The following is a 19,514-nucleotide window of genomic DNA, read 5'->3' as shown; positions in this document are numbered from 1 at the left end:
ACTATGTTAAATAAATTTTTATATACTTTTTTCTTTTGTTGCTTATTTAGCATAGGGTTTTCACAAAAACCAGTAGATGTGTTTACTAAAAAGCTTGATGAACTAGCTAAAATAAAGGAAGGGTTAAATGATAATGTTAGGATAGATTTGTCTGGTTTAACCCTCTATGATTTTATAAATGCCATAGCAGAAGAACATGAATTAAATGTAAGTGTAGACTCCAATTTAAATCAATTAGTTACCAGTAATTTTTACGATGTTAATATTAAAGATGTTTTTCTTTTTTTAATCCAAAAGCATGATCTTGATGTAAAGGTTATCAACAATATTCTAGTATTTAATAAAAAGGAAAAAGAGGTTATTAAAATCCAACCTAAACCTTTAAAGAAGATAGACGTTAGCTATAACGAAAACAATAATTTTTTATCTGTTAAATTAAAAAATGATTCTTTACCTAGAGTAGCACAAGCTATTACAGATATTTCTAAAAAGAATGTAGTATTAGCACCAGATGTTAAAGCAGAAAAAGTATCAGCATATATTCTAAATAGACCTTTTGATCAGGTGTTGGATATGATGGCAAAATCTAATAGTTTGGTACTTACTGTTGATGAAAATGATAATTACTATTTAGAAAAAGACAACATTCCTAAAGAAGCTACAAAACCAACAACGCAAACCAGTAGAAGCAGAAGTAGACGAAGCGGAATCTCTAAAAACAATACACTTCCAAGTAATGAATCAGGAAGTTACGAGATTGAAGTAGATGCGCAAGGGTTTCTGGATATTAAAGCTTTTGATGCTGATGCAGCAACCATAATTATTGACGTTGCAGAAAAATTAAATATTAACTATTTCATGTATAACACCCCAGCTGATGTTAGTACAACATTAATGGCTAAAGGCATTACATTTGATAATTTACTAGACCACCTATTTACTGGCGAGAATTATACATATAAAAAAACTGGCGAGTTATATTTAATTGGAGAACATGCAACACAAGGTTTACGAACAACAGAGCTTATACAATTAGAGAATAGAACCATTGAAACTGTTTTAGCAACGTTACCATCTAATTTAACTCAAGGGCTTGAAGTGAAAGAGTTTATTGAGCTAAACGGATTTGTAGTTTCTGGATCTAAAATTCATATTCAAGAATTCAAAGATTATATTTATGAAATTGACTTGGTAGTACCTGTGATACAAATAGAAGTAATCATAGTACAATATCAAAAATCTTATGAAATACAAACAGGTTTACAAGCTGGTCTTAATAATGAAGCTGGAGGTACAACCTCTGGTGTATTATTTCCCTCAAGTGATGTAGCGCTTAACGCAACATCAGTTAATGGCTTAATTGATGCTTTTAATGGTTTGGGTATCATTAATTTAGGTAAAGTTTCTGAAAAGTTCTATTTAAACTTAAAAGCTCTAGAAAACAACTCGTTAATCAAACTATCATCAACACCCAAGCTGGTTACTCTAAACGGACATGACGCCACATCCTCTATAGGCGAAACTAATTACTATTTTGAACAAAATAATAGATTAATTAATTCTGGAATTAACAACAATATTCTACAGTCGGGAACTTGGAAATCTACTGAAGCAAATTTAAGTATTAGTATAAAACCCTTCGTCTCAAAAGATGAAAATGTAACACTAACTATAAGTGTAGAAAAAAGTTCATTCTTAGGTAGAGCTGGAGAAAATGCACCTCCAGGAAAATCTACTCAAAAGTTTGAATCTTTAGTTAGAGTAAGGAATAATGAGATGGTTTTGCTTGGTGGTTTAGATGAATTAGAAAATGAAAATTCTGGGACCGGTACCCCTTTAATGTCTAGAATACCTATTATAAAATGGCTATTTAGCGGAAGAACAAAGCGCAAAGAGAAATCTAAATTACACATCTTTATTAAACCAACGGTCACCTATTAAGTTATAATGATTGATAAAATAAAATCTATACTAAACTATACTAAAGGGTATTATGTAATAGGAATAACCTTAAAAGCCCATACGCTAAATTGCCATCTTATTGAGCTTTCATTTAAAGATGATAACCTAAAATTAGTAAATAGTTGTCCTTTAGATTTTAATGATGAATCTTTTATATCTAAACTTAATAAAGACTATCCAATAATTTTGCACATTGAAGGAGATAGTATCATTAATAAAGCAGTTGAAAACAAAACGGGATATAGAAAAAACTTAATCTTTAAAGCTAATCAAGACGATTTTTATTTTTATGAATATCATCAAAACGAAACGATATACATATCTGTCACAAGAAAAAGCAATGTTGATGAGTTACTAGAGAAATTAAGTGCAAAACACAAGTATGTTACACATCTTTCTCTTGGACCTTTTGTGATGGCCAATTTACTACCAATTGCTAAAAATTATAGTGAATTATCATCCTCAAACCATACGGTAAAAATAGAAAATAAGAATATCCTATCTTTTGATAATAAAGAAGAAAGCAATAAGCAATTTAATATAAATGGAGATGTTTTTAATGAAAAAGAATTAGCCTTATTGGCCTCCTTTTTTGGGTGTAAATTCCCTAATACTTCTATTGAATTCGACACTAGCTTCTTAGATAAAAACAGATCTGAATTAAAATTTAAAAAATGGTTTAAAATAGCAGGTGTTTTTACATTAATCTTTTTTTTGGTAGCACTTCTTGTAAGCCATCAGTTATTAGATGTTTATAGTAACACATTAGCAGAAAAGAAATCATTGAGCATCGTATCTCAACAAAACATTGAGAAGCTTAACACTTTGAAAGAAGAAAAAATAGTTAAAGAAAAAATACTTCAATCTAGTGGTATAAGTAACAAGAGCTTTATTACAAAATACATAGCAGATATAGGGAATACAGTACCTCCAAGCTTAAGTATAAAGGCAATACATGTAATGCCATACTATAAAAAGATAAAGCCTATGGAAAAAATAAATTTTGATATTAATACCATTAGTATATCTGGAGAATCTGAAGATGATAAAATGTTTAATCAATGGATAAAAAGTATTGAAAGTTTAAAATGGATTAAAAAAATTGAGATTGAGGATTACTCTCAAGAAACCGCAAGAGAAAACAAATTCTCTATAACAATAAAAATATAAGTGTTTAAAAATCTAACATACAAACAAAAATTCTTTGCTGTTATAATAGGTTTTGTAATACTTTTTATGGCATCCTATAAAAAAACATTTAAGCATACATTACATGCAAAAAGAGAATTGAATACTGTAGAGAAGAATTTGTCTAATAATGAAAATTTACTATTTAGTTTGGCGTATATAAAAGATGAAATAAGCTATCTAAATAAAATTATTGGCGGACAAACCTCCAACCCACAATTAGTACAACAAAATCTGCTAGATTTTATTTCCCAAAATGAGCAAACCATAGATATTGTTACAATAGAAGATGTCCACTTATTTTCTGATAATGATTTTTTAATCTATTCAAATCAAATTGTTTTAGAAGGAAATTATAAAGATTTAATATTTGGATTATATAATATAGAAAAGAGGTTTAAAGATTCTAGAGTAGCGAGTGCGCGTTTTTTTTCAAAAAAAAATTATAGAACCAATTCTAAAAAACTTTTTCTAAAAATAATTTTACAAAACTATGAAAACATTAAGTAAATGTTTATTACTATTCTTAGCAATAATTTGCTCTTGCGATGATATTTTGGAAGAGGATATTACAAATGATACAGTTCAAATAATATACCCTGTTGCAAACACCTCCTTTGATGGGAATACAGTGCGTTTTTCATGGCAAAGTTTAGATGGTGCAGACGAATATAGAGTACAAATAACAACTATAGATCAATTAAATACCATAGACACTTTAGTTCCAAGCACAGAACTAAAGTATACTTTAAATACAGGAGACTATCAATGGCGAGTAAGAGGGGAAAATTTTGCATATCAATCTGCATACACCTTTCCTATAAATTTTTCAGTAAAAGAAACTAATGACTTATCAGGGCAGTTTGTAGCATTACAATCTCCTTCAGAAAATCTATATACCAATATACCAGTTACTATTTTTAATTGGAATACAATAAATGCTGCAGAGAGCTATAACTTTCAGCTAATAAAAAAAACAACAGCAGGAGAACAAACAGTATTTCAAGAAGCTAATATTATGTCTAATTCTATTACCATAGAAGCTTCAGTAATAAATGAAGATGCAGAATATATATGGAAACTAAAGGCTGTTAATACAACATCTGAAAGTGAGTTTTCAGAAAGATCACTCTTTTTGGACACCACAGCTCCAAATCAACCAGGGCTTTCAGAACCTGCTAACGAAAACACGATTTCCCCTTCAATGGTAACATTTAATTGGACAAATGGTACAGATACAGGAGATTTAAAGTCTGAGATTACAAACACTTTAGAAATTGCAGCCGACAGTGATTTTAATAATATAGTGCATAACGCAAACACAGTGAACAACTCATTACAATATGAGTTTACCACTCCTAACACCTATTATTGGAGAGTGATTGCGATAGACGCAGCTTCAAATAAAAGTGATTATAGTATTGTAAGATCAATTATTGTTGAATAATTACATGAACAAAAAACATTTAAATATTATTTTACTAGGCTTACTTCTTGTAATATGGGGAGCTGTTTTGTATAAATACTTTGGAAAACCAAGTGTAATTGAAAATACCATAAACAATACTCCAAAACACTTTGCCTACTCTCCAAAAGCTACTTTTTCTAAAGATACATTTATGTTACAACTCATAAATACAAATCCTTTTAAAACAGCCAAAAAAAGTAAAAAAACAAACAGTAAAAGTAAAAAAGCACATCAATCATCAGTAAAAGTAAAACCCAAAACCAAGACTAATTTAAAATGGCCAAAAATAAAGTATCATGGTTTTGTGAAAAGCAATAATCAAAATACCAGACTTATTTTATTAACCCTAGATAATACTTTATACAGAAAGAGAGAGAAAGAAATAATTAACGGTATTACTTTAATTAAAGCACATAATGATTCACTACAAGTATCATATCAAAATAACACAAAATACATAACAAAAATTCATGATTAATACTAAAAGACTTCCAGTTTTAAACTTTATACTATTACTAGCTGTAATTAGTATACTAATAGTTAATTATATTAAACCTAAACAGCATAACAAACTAGTTTACATTGATAATATCCAGCTCTTTAATGGATTTAATATGGTAAAAGATATTAAGGCTTTAGAAGAACCTAAAATTAAAAAGCAAACCCGAATTTTAGATAGTTTATATACTATTTACAATGCCAAATCTAACAAAGAAAAAAATCAAGTATATACAAAACAGTTACAACAACAAATTGCTACAAAAAGTAAACAACTTCAAGAATTAAAAGATATTTATAGTCGTAATTTAAATACAAATGTATGGAAAAGACTCAACGAGTATATTGAAATATTTGCCACGCAAAATGGTTATAATATTGTTTTAGGGACAAATGGTAGTGGTAATGTGATGTACGCTAAAACATCTATAAATATTACTAATGAAATACTAGAATTCTCCAATAAAAAATACGAAGGAAAATAGCGGGCTTTACCTTACAGATGTCATGGCTAAACCTTACATAAAAACTAGTGCCTTTTAATACTTTTAAAAAGTATTTTAACACTAGTTTTTGTGATTTCAAATAGTAACAAAACCAATCTTTTAGCTGTAATAGCAACTTTCTATTTATTTATATCTTGTGGTAATACTACAGAAAAAGCCACACAATTAGGTCATAAATCATTTAACCTAAATCAGCATGAATGGAAATCGCAATCCATAACTCAGTTTGTAGGCGATATTAATTATACGGCTACAGAAGTGCCACTTCAATATTATATCTTAAAAAACAATCCAGAAAATTACCAAAAAGTAGATTCTCTTTATCAATTAAGTAAAAGAGAGCGTATTGTGGAAATAGAATTTCAACATGCTAATGAAACAGATATACTACTACAGGAATATACAAAACGATCTTATGAGGATGCTGTAAAATACATGGCGTTTACTATAGAAAAAGATTTTACTGTAGTAACTTCTTCAAACGACACGATACAATGTTCTGGAGTAAACTTTGAACGAAATTTTAAAATAGCTCCTTTTAAAAGAGTATTACTCTATTTCAATAATATAAAACCTACGGATAATATTAAACTTATCTATCAAGACCATTTATTAGGTAATGGTATAATAAAATTTGATTTTAATGATACCGCATTAAAAGTTTAGTATAAATTTTAATTGAATATATCAATGAAAAAAATATCAGCAATTCAGGTTTTGTTAATCTGCTTTATATCAACATTTATACATTCGCAACAAACTGTTTTAATTGATTTTGGTGATGTTCGTGTAGATTATAACCCATCTTCAAGTTATAATACTATAGTATACCCTGGGGATACTACAACTACAATATCACTTGTTAATGATACTGGAGCGTCAACAAATTTCACATACCAAACTACAGATAGGTTTCATTCGTTTACTAATGGCTCGGGGACTAATTCTCCAACGGGAAATGCAACATCATTTGATAATGCCGCTCTTAGGGATAATTTTTTTGGCAATGATGTTGTGTTTTCAAATGAGAACGAACCTACTGGAGCTTTTGAAATATCTGGATTAGACAATACAAAACTGTATTCATTTGAAGTCGTAGCATCTAGAACAAGTGTTTCAGATAATAGAGAGGCACTATATACTATTGCAGGAGTAAATACGGTCTCTGGATTATTAGATGCTTCAAACAATCATACGAATACAGTGCTGTTAACTGATGTACAGCCAAATGCTGGTAGTATTACTATTACGGTTAGTAAAGGCCCAAATAATACTAATAGCTCTGGTTTCTATTACATAGGAGCTATTAAAATGGTAGAAACTACTCCTTTAGATTCACAACCTCCAACAGCTCCAACTCTATCAAGCTCTGGTCAAACAGCTACAACAGTAGATTTGAGTTGGTTCGGAGCTACAGATGATGTAGCTGTAACTGGATATAATATATATAAAGATGGTGTATTAGAAACTACCTTAGGTAATGTTACAACCTATCAGATTATTGGGCTTACAGCTAGTACATCTTATAACTTTACTGTAACAGCTTTAGATGCTGCTGGAAATGAAAGTGTAGCTAGTAACATATTAAACATTAGGACAAATATAACAGACGATCCTCTGTTAATTGATTTGTCAGGAGCTACTGCAACTCAAAGAAATGATTATAATAGCAGTTCGTATGCTTCATTGGCAATAGATGGTAATATCAATGGCAATTGGTATGCAGATACAACTATAGCTGCCACTGGTAGTTCAAGTGAATCCTGGTGGCGTTTAGACTTAGGCGAGGAATATAACTTAAGCCGTATAGATATTTACAATCGTACCGACTGTTGTATTACTGCCATTGGAGGAACCAAGGTATATGTAGGTAATATAGATTCATCAAACCCTGCTGATTACATCCAAGTAGGAAATACACTTGTTGAAACATACGATGTACAAGAAGTAAACTTTAATGCTACAGGAAGATATATATTGATATCTCAATTGGATAAAGTTGATAATGCCCAGTTAGTGTTAGCTGAAGTTCTTGTTTATGGGACCATAGCTAGTACAGAAATACCAACACCTCCAACATTATCAAGTACCTCACAAACGGCCACAACAATAGACTTAAGTTGGTCCGGAGCTACAGATGATGTTGCAGTAACTGGATATAATATATATAAAGATGGTGTATTAGAAACTACGTTAGCTAATGTAACAACCTATCAAGTTACTGGGCTCGCAGCCTATACTGTTTACAGTTTTTCTGTTACGACTTTAGATACAGCTGGTAATCAAAGTGTAGCTAGTAACATATTAAACATTAGGACAAATATAACAGACAATCCTCTGTTAATTGATTTGTCAGGAGCTACTGCAACTCAAAGAAACGATTATAATAGCAGTTCGTATGCTTCATTGGCAATAGATGGTAATATAAATGGCAATTGGTATGCAGATACAACTATAGCTGCCACTGGTAGTTCAAGTGAATCCTGGTGGCGTTTAGACTTAGGCGAGGAATATAACTTAAGCCGTATAGATATTTACAATCGTACCGACTGTTGTATTACTGCCATTGGAGGAACCAAGGTATATGTAGGTAATATAGATTCATCAAACCCTGCTGATTACATCCAAGTAGGAAATACACTTGTTGAAACATACGATGTACAAGAAGTAAACTTTAATGCTACAGGAAGATATATATTGATATCTCAATTGGATAAAGTTGATAATGCCCAGTTAGTGTTAGCTGAAGTTCTTGTTTATGGCACCATAGCTAGTACAGAAACACCAACACCTCCAACATTATCAAGTACCTCACAAACGGCCACAACAATAGACTTAAGTTGGTCCGGAGCTACAGATGATGTAGGTATAACAGGATATAATGTATATAAAGATGGTGTATTAGAAACTACCTTAGGTAATGTTACAACCTATCAAGTTACTGAGCTTACAGCTAGTACATCTTACAATTTTACGGTTACTGCTTTGGATGCTGCTGGAAATGAAAGTGTAGTAAGTAACACCATAACCATAACAACATTTTCTTCTGGAGACACAGGAGGTTCAGGTGTTTGGAGTCTAAATAGTCAAGATGCTTATTACAACGAAGGGAATGTAGGTATAGGCACAAATACGCCAGATGAATTATTAGCTGTTAATGGTACAATACATAGTAAGGAAGTAAAGGTGGACTTGAACAATTGGCCCGATTATGTTTTTACTAACGATTATACACTACCCACATTATTAGAAGTGGAAGCTTATATTAAAGAAAATGGACATTTACCCAACATAGATTCCGCAAAAGAAGTTGAAGAAAATGGAATTCTCATCGGACAAATGAATGCTAAACTCCTTGAAAAAATAGAGGAACTCACTTTATACATTTTGCAACAACAAAAACAAATAGAGTTGCAAAAGAATGCGATTGATAAAATTTTAGAAAAACTTAAAACAGAGTAAAATGGAATTAAAAAAAATATGTTTTTACGTTTTAATAGTATTCATTTCTGGTAATATATTTGGACAACAAACAAATAGCATTTTTATAGAGGCTAATGCTGCAAATGCTAATAACGATTCAAATTCAATAGGTTCCTGTACTGGAGTTAATACAGATATAACTTCAGAGAGTAATGGAGATGGCACCTACAAATTAAAAGCAACGGCAAACACTACTGATACTGGACGTTTAATATTTAATTTCCCAGCTAGTTCGACAGAACCACATATAATAAAGTTTGCTGGTATTGAGAGTACTGGAGCAGATGTTAGGTTGGTAACAGGGCGAAATAGTAATGGTTCTTATTTATCTATTGGTGGTAGCGGTTATACAAATTTTAATGATACGTTAAGAGAATACAATGTATTAATAGATGGTTTGGATGGTACAGATTTTACAATAGAATTTTTCTTATATAGCCCTCAAATAGGTCATTATCTTGAAATAGATAATATTTCTGTGATACCTATTAATCAACAAAATCTTGAATTTGGTAATGATATATTTATTGAAGCAAATGCTGCAAATTTAAATAATGATTCAAATACCATAGGAAGTTGTACAGGTGCAAATACAGATATAACATCAGAAAGCAATGGAGATGGGACATTTAAAATTAGAGCTACTGTAAATACTTTAGATACAGGTAGGTTAATATTTAATATGCCAGCCAGTTCTACAGATCCTCATATATTAAAATTTACTGGTATAGAAAGTACTGGCGCCGATGTGCGTTTAGTAAGAGCTAGAAATAGTGATGACTCATATTTGTCTTTTGGAGGAGGTTATATAAATTTTAGCGATCAATTAGAAGACTATACTGTTTTGTTAGAGAGATTTAATGGTACAGATTTTACAGTAGAATTTTTCTTGTATAATACAGAAATAGGTGACTATTTAGAGATTGATAATATTTCTATTGTACCCATTACTAGTTTTACGCCATCAGGTATTCCAACAGCTCCAACTCTATCAAGCTCGGGGCAAACAGATACAACAGTAGATTTAAGTTGGTCCGGAGCTACAGATGATGTTGCAGTAACTGGATATAATATATATAAAGATGGTGTATTAGAAACTACGTTAGCTAATGTAACAACCTATCAAGTTACTGGGCTTACTGCTAACACCTCTTATAACTTTACTGTAACAGCTTTAGATGCTGCTGGAAATGAAAGTGTAGTAAGTAACACCATAACCATAACAACATTTTCTTCTGGAGACACAGGAGGTTCAGGTGTTTGGAGTCTAAATAGTCAAGATGCTTATTACAACGAAGGTAATGTAGGTATAGGCACAAATACGCCAGATGAATTATTAGCTGTTAATGGTACAATACATAGTAAGGAAGTTAAGGTAGACTTGAACAATTGGCCCGATTATGTTTTTACTAACGATTATAAACTACCCACATTATTAGAAGTGGAAGCTTATATTAAAGAAAATGGACATTTACCCAACATAGATTCCGCAAAAGAAGTTGAAAAAAATGGAGTGCTATTAGGAGAAATGAATGCTAAACTCCTTGAAAAAATAGAGGAACTAACACTCTATATCATTGAACAACAAAAGCAAATTGAGTTATTAAAGTTGAAAACAAAAAATTAAACAAAGAATTCAAAAGTAAGATTATTATGAGAAAAATTACTGCTTTCTGTTTTTTATTAATAGTAATTTACACTAATGCTCAAAATACAAATATAGCACTTGGAAAACCAACCACTTCAGATTCTACAAGTGGTTCATATCTAAGCCAAAATGCAGTAGATGGAGACAACAATAGCGTTGAATCTAGATGGTTATCTGATAGTTCTACCTGGCCTCATTGGATTGAAGTAGATCTAGAAGGTAGTTTTGAAATCGAACAGTTCAAATTTTGGAGTGGGTATAATGGTCTGTATAACTCACCTATTCAATATGAGTTTCAAATATGGGATGGAAATTCTTGGCTTACTATTGTCGATGGAAGCTCTAACACTCTATCAGTTGTTGATGAAAATTTCAATAAAATAACAACTTCAAAAATAAGACTTTATGGATTGGGAGGTGCTGCAGATAATTTTATGAGAATATATGAGCTAGAGGTATATGGTGTATCTTTAGTTCCTACACCACCAACATTATCAAGTACAGGTCTAACAGATACTTCAGTAGATTTAAGTTGGTCTGGTGCAACGGATGATACAGGTGTAACAGGCTATAATATTTATCAAGATGGAACTTTAATTACTACGCTTGGTAATGTAACAACATATCAAGTAACAGGATTAACAGCGGCAACATCATACAATTTTACTATAACAGCCTTAGACGCTGCTGGAAATGAGAGTACAGAAAGTAGCGCTATTTCTGTTACGACCAACAACGGGACATCATCAGCAGTAAATCTTATAAACACATCAGGTTGGACTGAAGGGACTGGTTCCGCCCCAGGTTTTAACAAATATGGTACGGACTTCGAAAATATCAGAGAGTTTGGGGTTGGTCCCCACGGTAGCTCAGAGCTTTTATGGAAAGCTGTTCCTGATAGTGGCACCCATAACGGTGGTGGTTGGACTACGGGGTTTATTGGTATAGATCATACAAAAAGCTACAGATTTACGGTTTGGGCCAAAAAAACGAATTCACAAGAGGGAAGAACATTTTTTGCATTTACATCAAAAAATATAGCAGGGGAATTTACCAACGATTATCTCGATGGGAATTCAGCAGGAGGCAACCCTTTTTTCAAGGCTAGTGACCTACCCACTTTGGATAACTGGTATTTATTGGTGGGGTATGTACACCATAGCAATTATACTGATACATTTAGCATAGGAGGTGTTTATGATGGTATAACTGGGAGTAAAGTTGACAACTTTCCCGATTTTAAATTTCAAACAGGAGCAATAGAAATAAACCAAAAAGTATACCTATATGACAGCACTAATACCAGTGATAGTCAATTTTTCTATGGTCCCACACTATACGAAATCAATGGCAGCGAACCCACCATACAAGAATTAATCAATGCTCAACCTAATAACTCTACGAATTCTTCGGGTATTTCAGATGTATGGGAGCTCAACAATCAAGATATATACTACACTACTGGCAATGTAGGTATAGGGACTGATACTCCACAATATAGTTTAGATGTAAATGGAACTGGTCGATATTCTGATAATCTTGTAATAGGTAACCCAGACGGTGCTAGAACTGAAATCAACATTAATACAAACCATAAGATTTATGCGCCAACAAATAATAAAACTGTAGATATAGATGGAAATTGGCATGGAGGAGGCTATGTAGGTGTGTATAGAGCTGATAATGGAAAATATGCCGTTACGATGACAAGTAGATCGGATCAAGGACATCTTAATAATAGTGTTGTAATTCAAGAATTCAGAAATGATAATGCAGAAAGTAATGCCATAAAGCTTAGTTCAGCCATTTTTGAAGGAGAAACAACAGCAACAAATTTTATCCATATGCCAAAAGAAAAATCCACTATAGTAATTGGTGATTATGGAGACTATAAAAAGAACCTAGGCTATGGTTTGATAAACAAACACAAAACAAGTTTTGAAAATGATGTACATATTATTAATAATGGAAAATTAGCCATAGGTGTAGAATTCTCTGCAATACCATCTGATTATCAATTAGCAGTTGCTGGTAAAATAATAAGCGAAGAAGTTAAAGTAAAATTACAAAGTGTTTGGCCAGATTATGTTTTTGATGAAACATATAAACTGCCTACTCTAAAAGAATTACAGGACTATATAAATCAACAAGGGCATCTACCAAATATACCATCCGCAAAGGAAGTTGAGGAAAACGGGGTACTCATTGGGCAAATGAATGCAAAACTCCTTGAAAAAATAGAGGAATTAACCCTTTATATCATTCAACAAGAAAAGAAGCTAAAGCAACAAGAAGCACACAACCAAAGCTTGGAAAAACGTTTACAACAGTTAGAGGCATTGGTTAAAAGTATAAAAGAATAAAACTATTTAAACCTTTTAAATTATTATGATCCATAATATTCGAAAAAGCAGGTATTCAAAAATAATAGCTAGTTATTTAGCAATACAATTGGTACTCACAACAGTGCAACCATCAAATTTATTTGCATTAACGAGTGGCCCTTCACAACCAGAATTTAATTCCTTTACGCCTATAGGTACGTCGGATATGGTAAACCTATCTACAGGAGATTTTAATTACAATATCCCAATTATGGATGTAGGTGGCTATCCTTTAAACTTATCCTATAATTCTGGTATTACTATGGATCAAGAAGCCTCTTGGGTAGGCTTGGGCTGGAACCTTAATGTTGGACAAATAAACAGGCAAGTACGAGGTATTCCTGATGATTTTAAGGGAGATACACTAACATATAAAAAAAATATAAAAAAACACGTAACTGTTGGGATTAACGCATCTGTAGGAGATTTACAAGTTTTTGGTTTAGAGCAAGAAGATAATATTAAAGCTCCAAAAAAAGAAACTAATAGTTTTTCTGCAGGCTTAGGAATTAAATACAGTAATTACCATGGTATTACTATAACACCATCTTACGGACTATCATTTGATTTGTCAGATAATATAAGTGTAGGAATGGATGTGCAAAACTCTGCGACTGAGGGGGCTACAATATCTCCAAAAATAAATGCTAAAGCAAATCTATTTGGAACTGATGCAATGGTAATTGGTGGAAATCTAAATGCAGGGGTCTCATACAACTCTAACAGGGGTTTAACAAATTTTAGTTTAAATGCATCTTTGAAACCTAGTTTTGATAATTGGCTTTTAAGTGAAATATTAGATAAAACAAACACAGGTACTGCTACTGGAAGTATTTCTTTTTCAAACCCAATGCCAATAACCCCAAGAAAGCGCTCAGCTTTTAAGGATATTAACGGTACATTTTCATTCTCTACAGGAATAGATATAATGGCTGCTGATGGGCAACTTGAATTATCAGCTACATATACCGAACAAGAGTTAAAGGATAAATTAAGAGAAGAAAAGGCATATGGCTATGAGTTTACAGGTCAAGCAAGCCCAAGCGATATTTTAGATTACAATAGAGAGAATGATCGTGTTATAAGCGATAGACTTTTGGCTTTGCCATATACCAATTATACTTATGATGTATACAGTGTTAACGGACAAGGCATAAGTGGTATGTTTAGACCACACCGTAGTCAAATAGGTCAAATATATGATGAATATGTAGAAGATGAAAGTAGCAGTGCAAGTTTAGGAGCAGAATCTCACGGAGGAACAGGAAGCTTTCAATTGGGACTTAATTTAGTTTTGGCGCCTTCCAAAAGTCATACAGGAATATGGAATACAAATGCTACACATATTTTTAATAATGAAAATGAAAATTTAAATACAAGTGAACGATTAGATTATGAGCCTGTATATTTTAAATACGTAGGGGAGAATAAAGTTGATGATGAAAGAGAACTATATACAAGTCAATTACATGGTGATAAAGCTATGGCTGTTAAAATAGGAGGTATTGAAGATAGAAAATATGCTGATACGCGCTTTAGAGTAAAAGAATATCAAGGAAATATTCCTAGAGAAGTATTTAAGTCATTCTCAGCGCCATTTAAAAGAACAAAAAGAGATGTACGCAATCAGTCTATCCAAAAAATAACTGCTGCAGAACTTAGAGATTTTTATACTGAAGATTACCCTAAAAATCATATAAATACACATGCTAAAGATCATCATACTGCAGAAATACGTGTTTTAAAACCAGATGGTTCTACCTATGTATTTGGAGAAACTGCATACAACACTACTAAACAGGAAGTGACTTTTGCTACTGATTCTACTGGTTTTTGTGATACAGGAATGGTAGAATACAGTGCTGCTCAACCCATTGAAGATGGTAATGGTAATATCCAAATGAGATTTGGAGAAAACTCAGTGGATAATACTAGTGGTATTGACCATTTCTACGACAAAGTAAAAACACCTCCCTATGCACATACATATTTGCTATCGGCTGTTTTATCCTCAGATTATGAAGATTTAAAAGGAGATGGTCCTACTGATGATGATTTAGGTGCCTATACACTATTTAAATACAAAACGATAAAGTACCAGAATAGCCAAGGAGAATACGAAGATTTCCAGTGGCGCATTCCTTATGGTAAGAACCAAGCGTCTTACAATGAAGGTCTGCGAAGCAATCCTAATGACCAAAAAGGAAGTTATCTCTATGGAAAAAAGGAAATAAAATACATCGAAAAAATAGAAACCAAAACACATGTTGCATTTTTTGATTTATCACCAAGAAAAGATGCACGTGGTGTTGATGGAGAAAATGGAAAAGAACCAGCAAATGGCCAACAAGAGTTATATAAACTAAATACTATACGCCTTTATTCTAAACCTGAATACGATGTATTTAAAACTAATAACCCTGATGCGGAACCAACTATTGATGATGTTTTGGAATTAGAACCTATTAAAACGGCACATTTCATATATAACTACGCGTTATGTGAAGGCTTAAATAATAATTTAGGTGGCACAAAAGATGGTCATGAATTAATTGATGAAGACACTGGTATTCTACACACAGGCAAACTAACTTTAAAGAAGGTGTACTTTACTTATAGAACATCATTAATGGGGAAACATACACCCTATACTTTTGATTATAATGAAAATGATGAAGTGCATAATCCAGATTATAGCCTAAAGGCTTTTGATATTTGGGGAAACTATAACCCTAATGTTAATGTTGGTTGTGGGACACAAGATGGCATTACAACTTCAGAATTTCCGTTTGTAGATCAAACAAATAAAACTACTCAAAATGAATATGCTTCTGCTTGGTCTATGACACAAATAGGGCTTCCATCTGGTGGTTCTATTAATCTTACTTACGAAAGTGATGACTATCAGTATGTGCAAGATAAGCATACCATGCAAATGTTTAAAGTTGTTGGGGCGGGCTTAGATAGTAATCCTAATGACCCTACAAATACAAATAATACCCTATATGGATTAAATGGCAATCAAGAGGCAGAGTATCTTTATATAGAATTGCCTGATGAAACTACTATGCTTTCAAACCAAGAATTCATAGATAAATATTTTAAAGACATTCATGATAAACCTGTATATTTTAGGTTCTTAATGAATATGACTCGTAAAGGGGCTAGCTACAATAGTAATAGTAGAGATTATGATTATGTAACTGGATATTTTAATCTTAATACTAATATAGATTATGGCATGTTCCAAGAGGGAGAAAAATTTTATGCTGCCATTCCTATGCAAGGAATAGGTAACCACAATGAAAATCCTATTGTGAAAGCTGGTTTATATTTTGGCAGAACATATTTGAATAATGTGGTTCATGGACTACCTGCCGATTATAAAGATGAAAGCATTAAAAGCATCGCAAAAAAATTAGCAAAAATAGGAATAGGCCTAGGTTCTTTTTTCCAAAAACCAGATGCAAAACTAAGAGAGCAACAATGTGCAAAATATTTTATACCAGAAAAATCATGGATTAGGTTATCTACACCAAAACAATATAAGTTGGGTGGAGGGTGTAGAGTATCAAAAGTAGAAATGAATGATAATTGGAATCTTATGGCATCTAATGGTGCGTTTCAAACTTATGGACAAACTTATGAGTATACTCTAGATGATGAAAGCTCTAGTGGTGTGGCATCTTTTGAGCCAAATAATAGTGCAGAAAATCCTTTTGTTGAACCATTTTATGATGAAAACGAAACAGATGTATTAGGTGACAGACTTATAACCCCAAGAGAATTAAGCTATGTAGAAAAACCCTTTGGTAAAGCATTTTTCCCACACTCTAAGGTAACATATAGTCGCGTTACTGTCAAAAATTTATCCAGAGAAAATATTAAAAGACACGCTACAGGTAAAGTAGTCTCTGAGTTTTATACAACCAAAGATTTCCCAACAAAAGTTGATCATACTGATATTACAAAAGCCCCCCCATATAGTAACCGAAATAGAGTTTTAGAAAATATGGTTAGAGGATTATTGGGGTTAAAGGTTAAAGTTGAAAACAAATACACTTTATCTCAAGGATATGTAGTGCATACTAACGATATGGATGGTAAAATGAAAGCGCAAAATGTATTTCAAGAAGATATGGATCAACCTATTTCTTCTATTTTGTACAAATATGCTACACAAAAGGTAAACCATCCAGAAAATTCTACCGCAAGTTCAAGTATTTTAGATAATGTACTACCAGTAATTAATAGAAATGGTAACATAGATTATGATAGAGAAATTGGAGTGGATTATGATGTGATTACAGATTTTAGAGAAAGCTATTCCGAATCTAAAACCACAGGGATAAATACAAATATTTCGACACTTTTTTTAGGACCAATTCCTGTTATAGTACCAACAGCCTTTCCGAGTAGAAGTACGCACGAAAACACAGCGCATAGTGTTATCACTACAAAAGTAGTACACACTACTGCTATCCTAAAAGAGAAAATAGCGATGGATTTAGGCTCTAAAGTATCTACCGTAAACGAAGCATGGGATGCAGAAACAGGCGAAGTTATTTTAACTAAAACAATAAATGAGTTTGATGATACCTATTACAACTTCAATTTTCCAGCTTACTGGGCCAATGAATATAAAAATATGGGACAAGCTTCTAAAAATTTAGGTCTACAAGGAGACCTAAGCTATGCAGATGGGCACTTTAATTTAGCTGGTAATAATAATGCTGAAGAGTATTTTACATTGGGAGATGAAATTATTGATTTCAGTAGTGCACAACCACAACGTTTTTGGGTTATTGGATTTGGCCCAGAAGGTACGGGAGTACAATTAATGAAAAGAAATGGAGGCATAGTAAACCCAACATCAGATGAAACTATTGACAGCAATATCCATTTCAAAATAATTCGCTCAGGGTATCGCAATCAGCAAATGGGTAATATGGCATCTATTACTATGATGACAAACCCTCTAGATACCGCAGTTGATAACAAATTAAATACAGCATCATTTGCATCATCAACAAATAATAATTTACGTATAATTAATGCAAGTGCAGTGGTATACAACGATCTATGGAATGCACAATGCGAAAACAATTTAGAAAGTATACCATATAAAGATTTGGATACAGAATCTGGAGAATTAGCGTATAGCGAGATAAGTGAGTATGGTTTTAACCCATTTCAAAATAATGTTAAGGGGGAATGGCGTGCTAAAAAATCGTATGCATATTTAACAGAAAGAACAGATATAAAACAGGGTGCTGAAACCTCTAAAACAAATACAAGAAAAGAAGGGTACTTTAAAGAATTTATGCCACTCTACACCCCTGTAGAAAATTCAGGTTGGACAGTAAACCCAGACGTTATAGATGAAGAAAAACCAGATGAATTTAAGTTTTGGACATTTGCAAGCGAGGTAACACAATATAGCCCCTTTGGTGCCGAATTAGAAAACAAAGATGCTTTAGCTAGGTATTCTTCAGCACAATACGGTTACAATTTTACTTTACCAGTAGCCGTAACCTCTAACAGTAGGTATCGTTACATGGGTGGAGATAATTTTGAGGATTACAACAACTACCTTAATACGGCCAAAGGACATTTTACATATAAAGATATTGTAGATCAAGATGGAGACAGAGGTATTGTTACTTCTAATAAACATGCGCATACAGGACATACAAGTCTATTAATAGATCCAGAAAATGGAAATGGAGCTAAAATGCCAGTAGAGCTTATAGGAGAAGTACCTAAACCAGACGATACAGATGAGGATGGACTTAAAGATGATGAAGATCCTTGTCCTTACACTCACCCAGATAGTGTTCCAACATTAGAAGATGGTAGCCCTGATTATTATTCATGTATTGATAATAAAGACCCAGAAATATCAGGTATTGTTATATCTCAACAAATTAGATGTAGAGATGCACAAGCTACCTTTACAATCCAAGGTAAACCTAATGCTATAGTTGATTACGCTATAGTTGAACATTCCTCAAATCCAAATGGTTGGTTTGTATATGTAAATGGAGACAGAATTAACAGGGATAAAAATAATAAACTTAGAAAATATCAAATTGAATTAGATGCTACAGGGCGTGTTCAAGTAGAATTTTGGCTTGTATCTGAAAAAAGGAATCCAGGGAAAAATGTTAACAAAGACAATGCTGTAGTTGATTTCCTTTTATTTAAAACAACAGATGGAGTAATGAATCCTATAAATGGAGAAAGTGTACGATTAGATGCATTTGGTGGTCGAAAATGTCAGGGAGATCAACCACTACTATTTCCAAAATTATAACTTTTATAGTATTTGATATATGTTAAAAGTTTACATATCCATAAAAAAACAAATAATATAA

Annotated in this window: 11 protein-coding genes; all 11 read left to right on the top strand. The window is 32.4% G+C overall.

Annotated elements, in window-relative coordinates; translation table 11 throughout:
• Positions 1-3 precede the first annotated feature (3 nt).
• Positions 4-1,941, top strand: a complete 1,938-nt coding sequence (locus tag EYD46_RS17490) for a type II secretion system protein GspD (RefSeq protein WP_130938472.1) — start codon at positions 4-6, stop codon at positions 1,939-1,941.
• A gap of 6 nt (positions 1,942-1,947) precedes the next feature.
• On the top strand, positions 1,948-3,132 hold the full coding sequence (locus EYD46_RS17485; protein ID WP_130938471.1) for a hypothetical protein: 1,185 nt from the start codon (positions 1,948-1,950) through the stop codon (positions 3,130-3,132).
• 66 nt (positions 3,133-3,198) lie between these two features.
• Positions 3,199-3,660 carry a hypothetical protein gene (locus EYD46_RS17480; RefSeq protein WP_130938470.1) on the top strand — a complete coding sequence of 154 codons (462 nt, stop codon included), beginning with the start codon at positions 3,199-3,201 and terminating at the stop codon, positions 3,658-3,660.
• A complete protein-coding gene (locus EYD46_RS17475) occupies positions 3,644-4,597 on the top strand; it encodes a hypothetical protein (RefSeq protein WP_130938469.1) in 954 nt (317 codons plus the stop codon). The genes EYD46_RS17480 and EYD46_RS17475 overlap by 17 nt, the downstream gene beginning before the upstream one ends.
• Before the next feature lie 4 nt (positions 4,598-4,601).
• Positions 4,602-5,096, top strand: a complete 495-nt coding sequence (locus EYD46_RS17470; protein WP_130938468.1) for a hypothetical protein — start codon at positions 4,602-4,604, stop codon at positions 5,094-5,096.
• Positions 5,089-5,601 carry an OmpH family outer membrane protein gene (locus EYD46_RS17465; RefSeq protein WP_130938467.1) on the top strand — a complete coding sequence of 171 codons (513 nt, stop codon included), beginning with the start codon at positions 5,089-5,091 and terminating at the stop codon, positions 5,599-5,601. The genes EYD46_RS17470 and EYD46_RS17465 overlap by 8 nt, the downstream gene beginning before the upstream one ends.
• 90 nt (positions 5,602-5,691) lie before the next feature.
• Positions 5,692-6,288: a hypothetical protein gene (locus EYD46_RS17460; protein ID WP_229731266.1), complete on the top strand. Its 597-nt coding sequence runs from the start codon at positions 5,692-5,694 to the stop codon at positions 6,286-6,288.
• Positions 6,289-6,312: 24 nt separating this feature from the next.
• Positions 6,313-9,084 carry a fibronectin type III domain-containing protein gene (locus tag EYD46_RS17455; protein WP_130938466.1) on the top strand — a complete coding sequence of 924 codons (2,772 nt, stop codon included), beginning with the start codon at positions 6,313-6,315 and terminating at the stop codon, positions 9,082-9,084.
• A gap of 1 nt (position 9,085) precedes the next feature.
• Positions 9,086-10,732, top strand: coding sequence for a fibronectin type III domain-containing protein (locus EYD46_RS17450; protein WP_130938465.1), 1,647 nt, complete (start codon positions 9,086-9,088; stop codon positions 10,730-10,732).
• Positions 10,733-10,758: 26 nt separating this feature from the next.
• Positions 10,759-13,116 carry a galactose-binding domain-containing protein gene (locus tag EYD46_RS17445; RefSeq protein WP_130938464.1) on the top strand — a complete coding sequence of 786 codons (2,358 nt, stop codon included), beginning with the start codon at positions 10,759-10,761 and terminating at the stop codon, positions 13,114-13,116.
• A gap of 25 nt (positions 13,117-13,141) precedes the next feature.
• Positions 13,142-19,453, top strand: coding sequence for a hypothetical protein (locus EYD46_RS17440; protein ID WP_130938463.1), 6,312 nt, complete (start codon positions 13,142-13,144; stop codon positions 19,451-19,453).
• The last annotated feature ends 61 nt before the right edge of the window (positions 19,454-19,514 follow it).

This window comes from Hyunsoonleella pacifica (genome assembly GCF_004310335.1).
Classification (GTDB): Bacteria; Bacteroidota; Bacteroidia; order Flavobacteriales; family Flavobacteriaceae; genus Jejuia; species Jejuia pacifica.
This window is presented reverse-complemented; position numbering and strand designations above follow the sequence as displayed.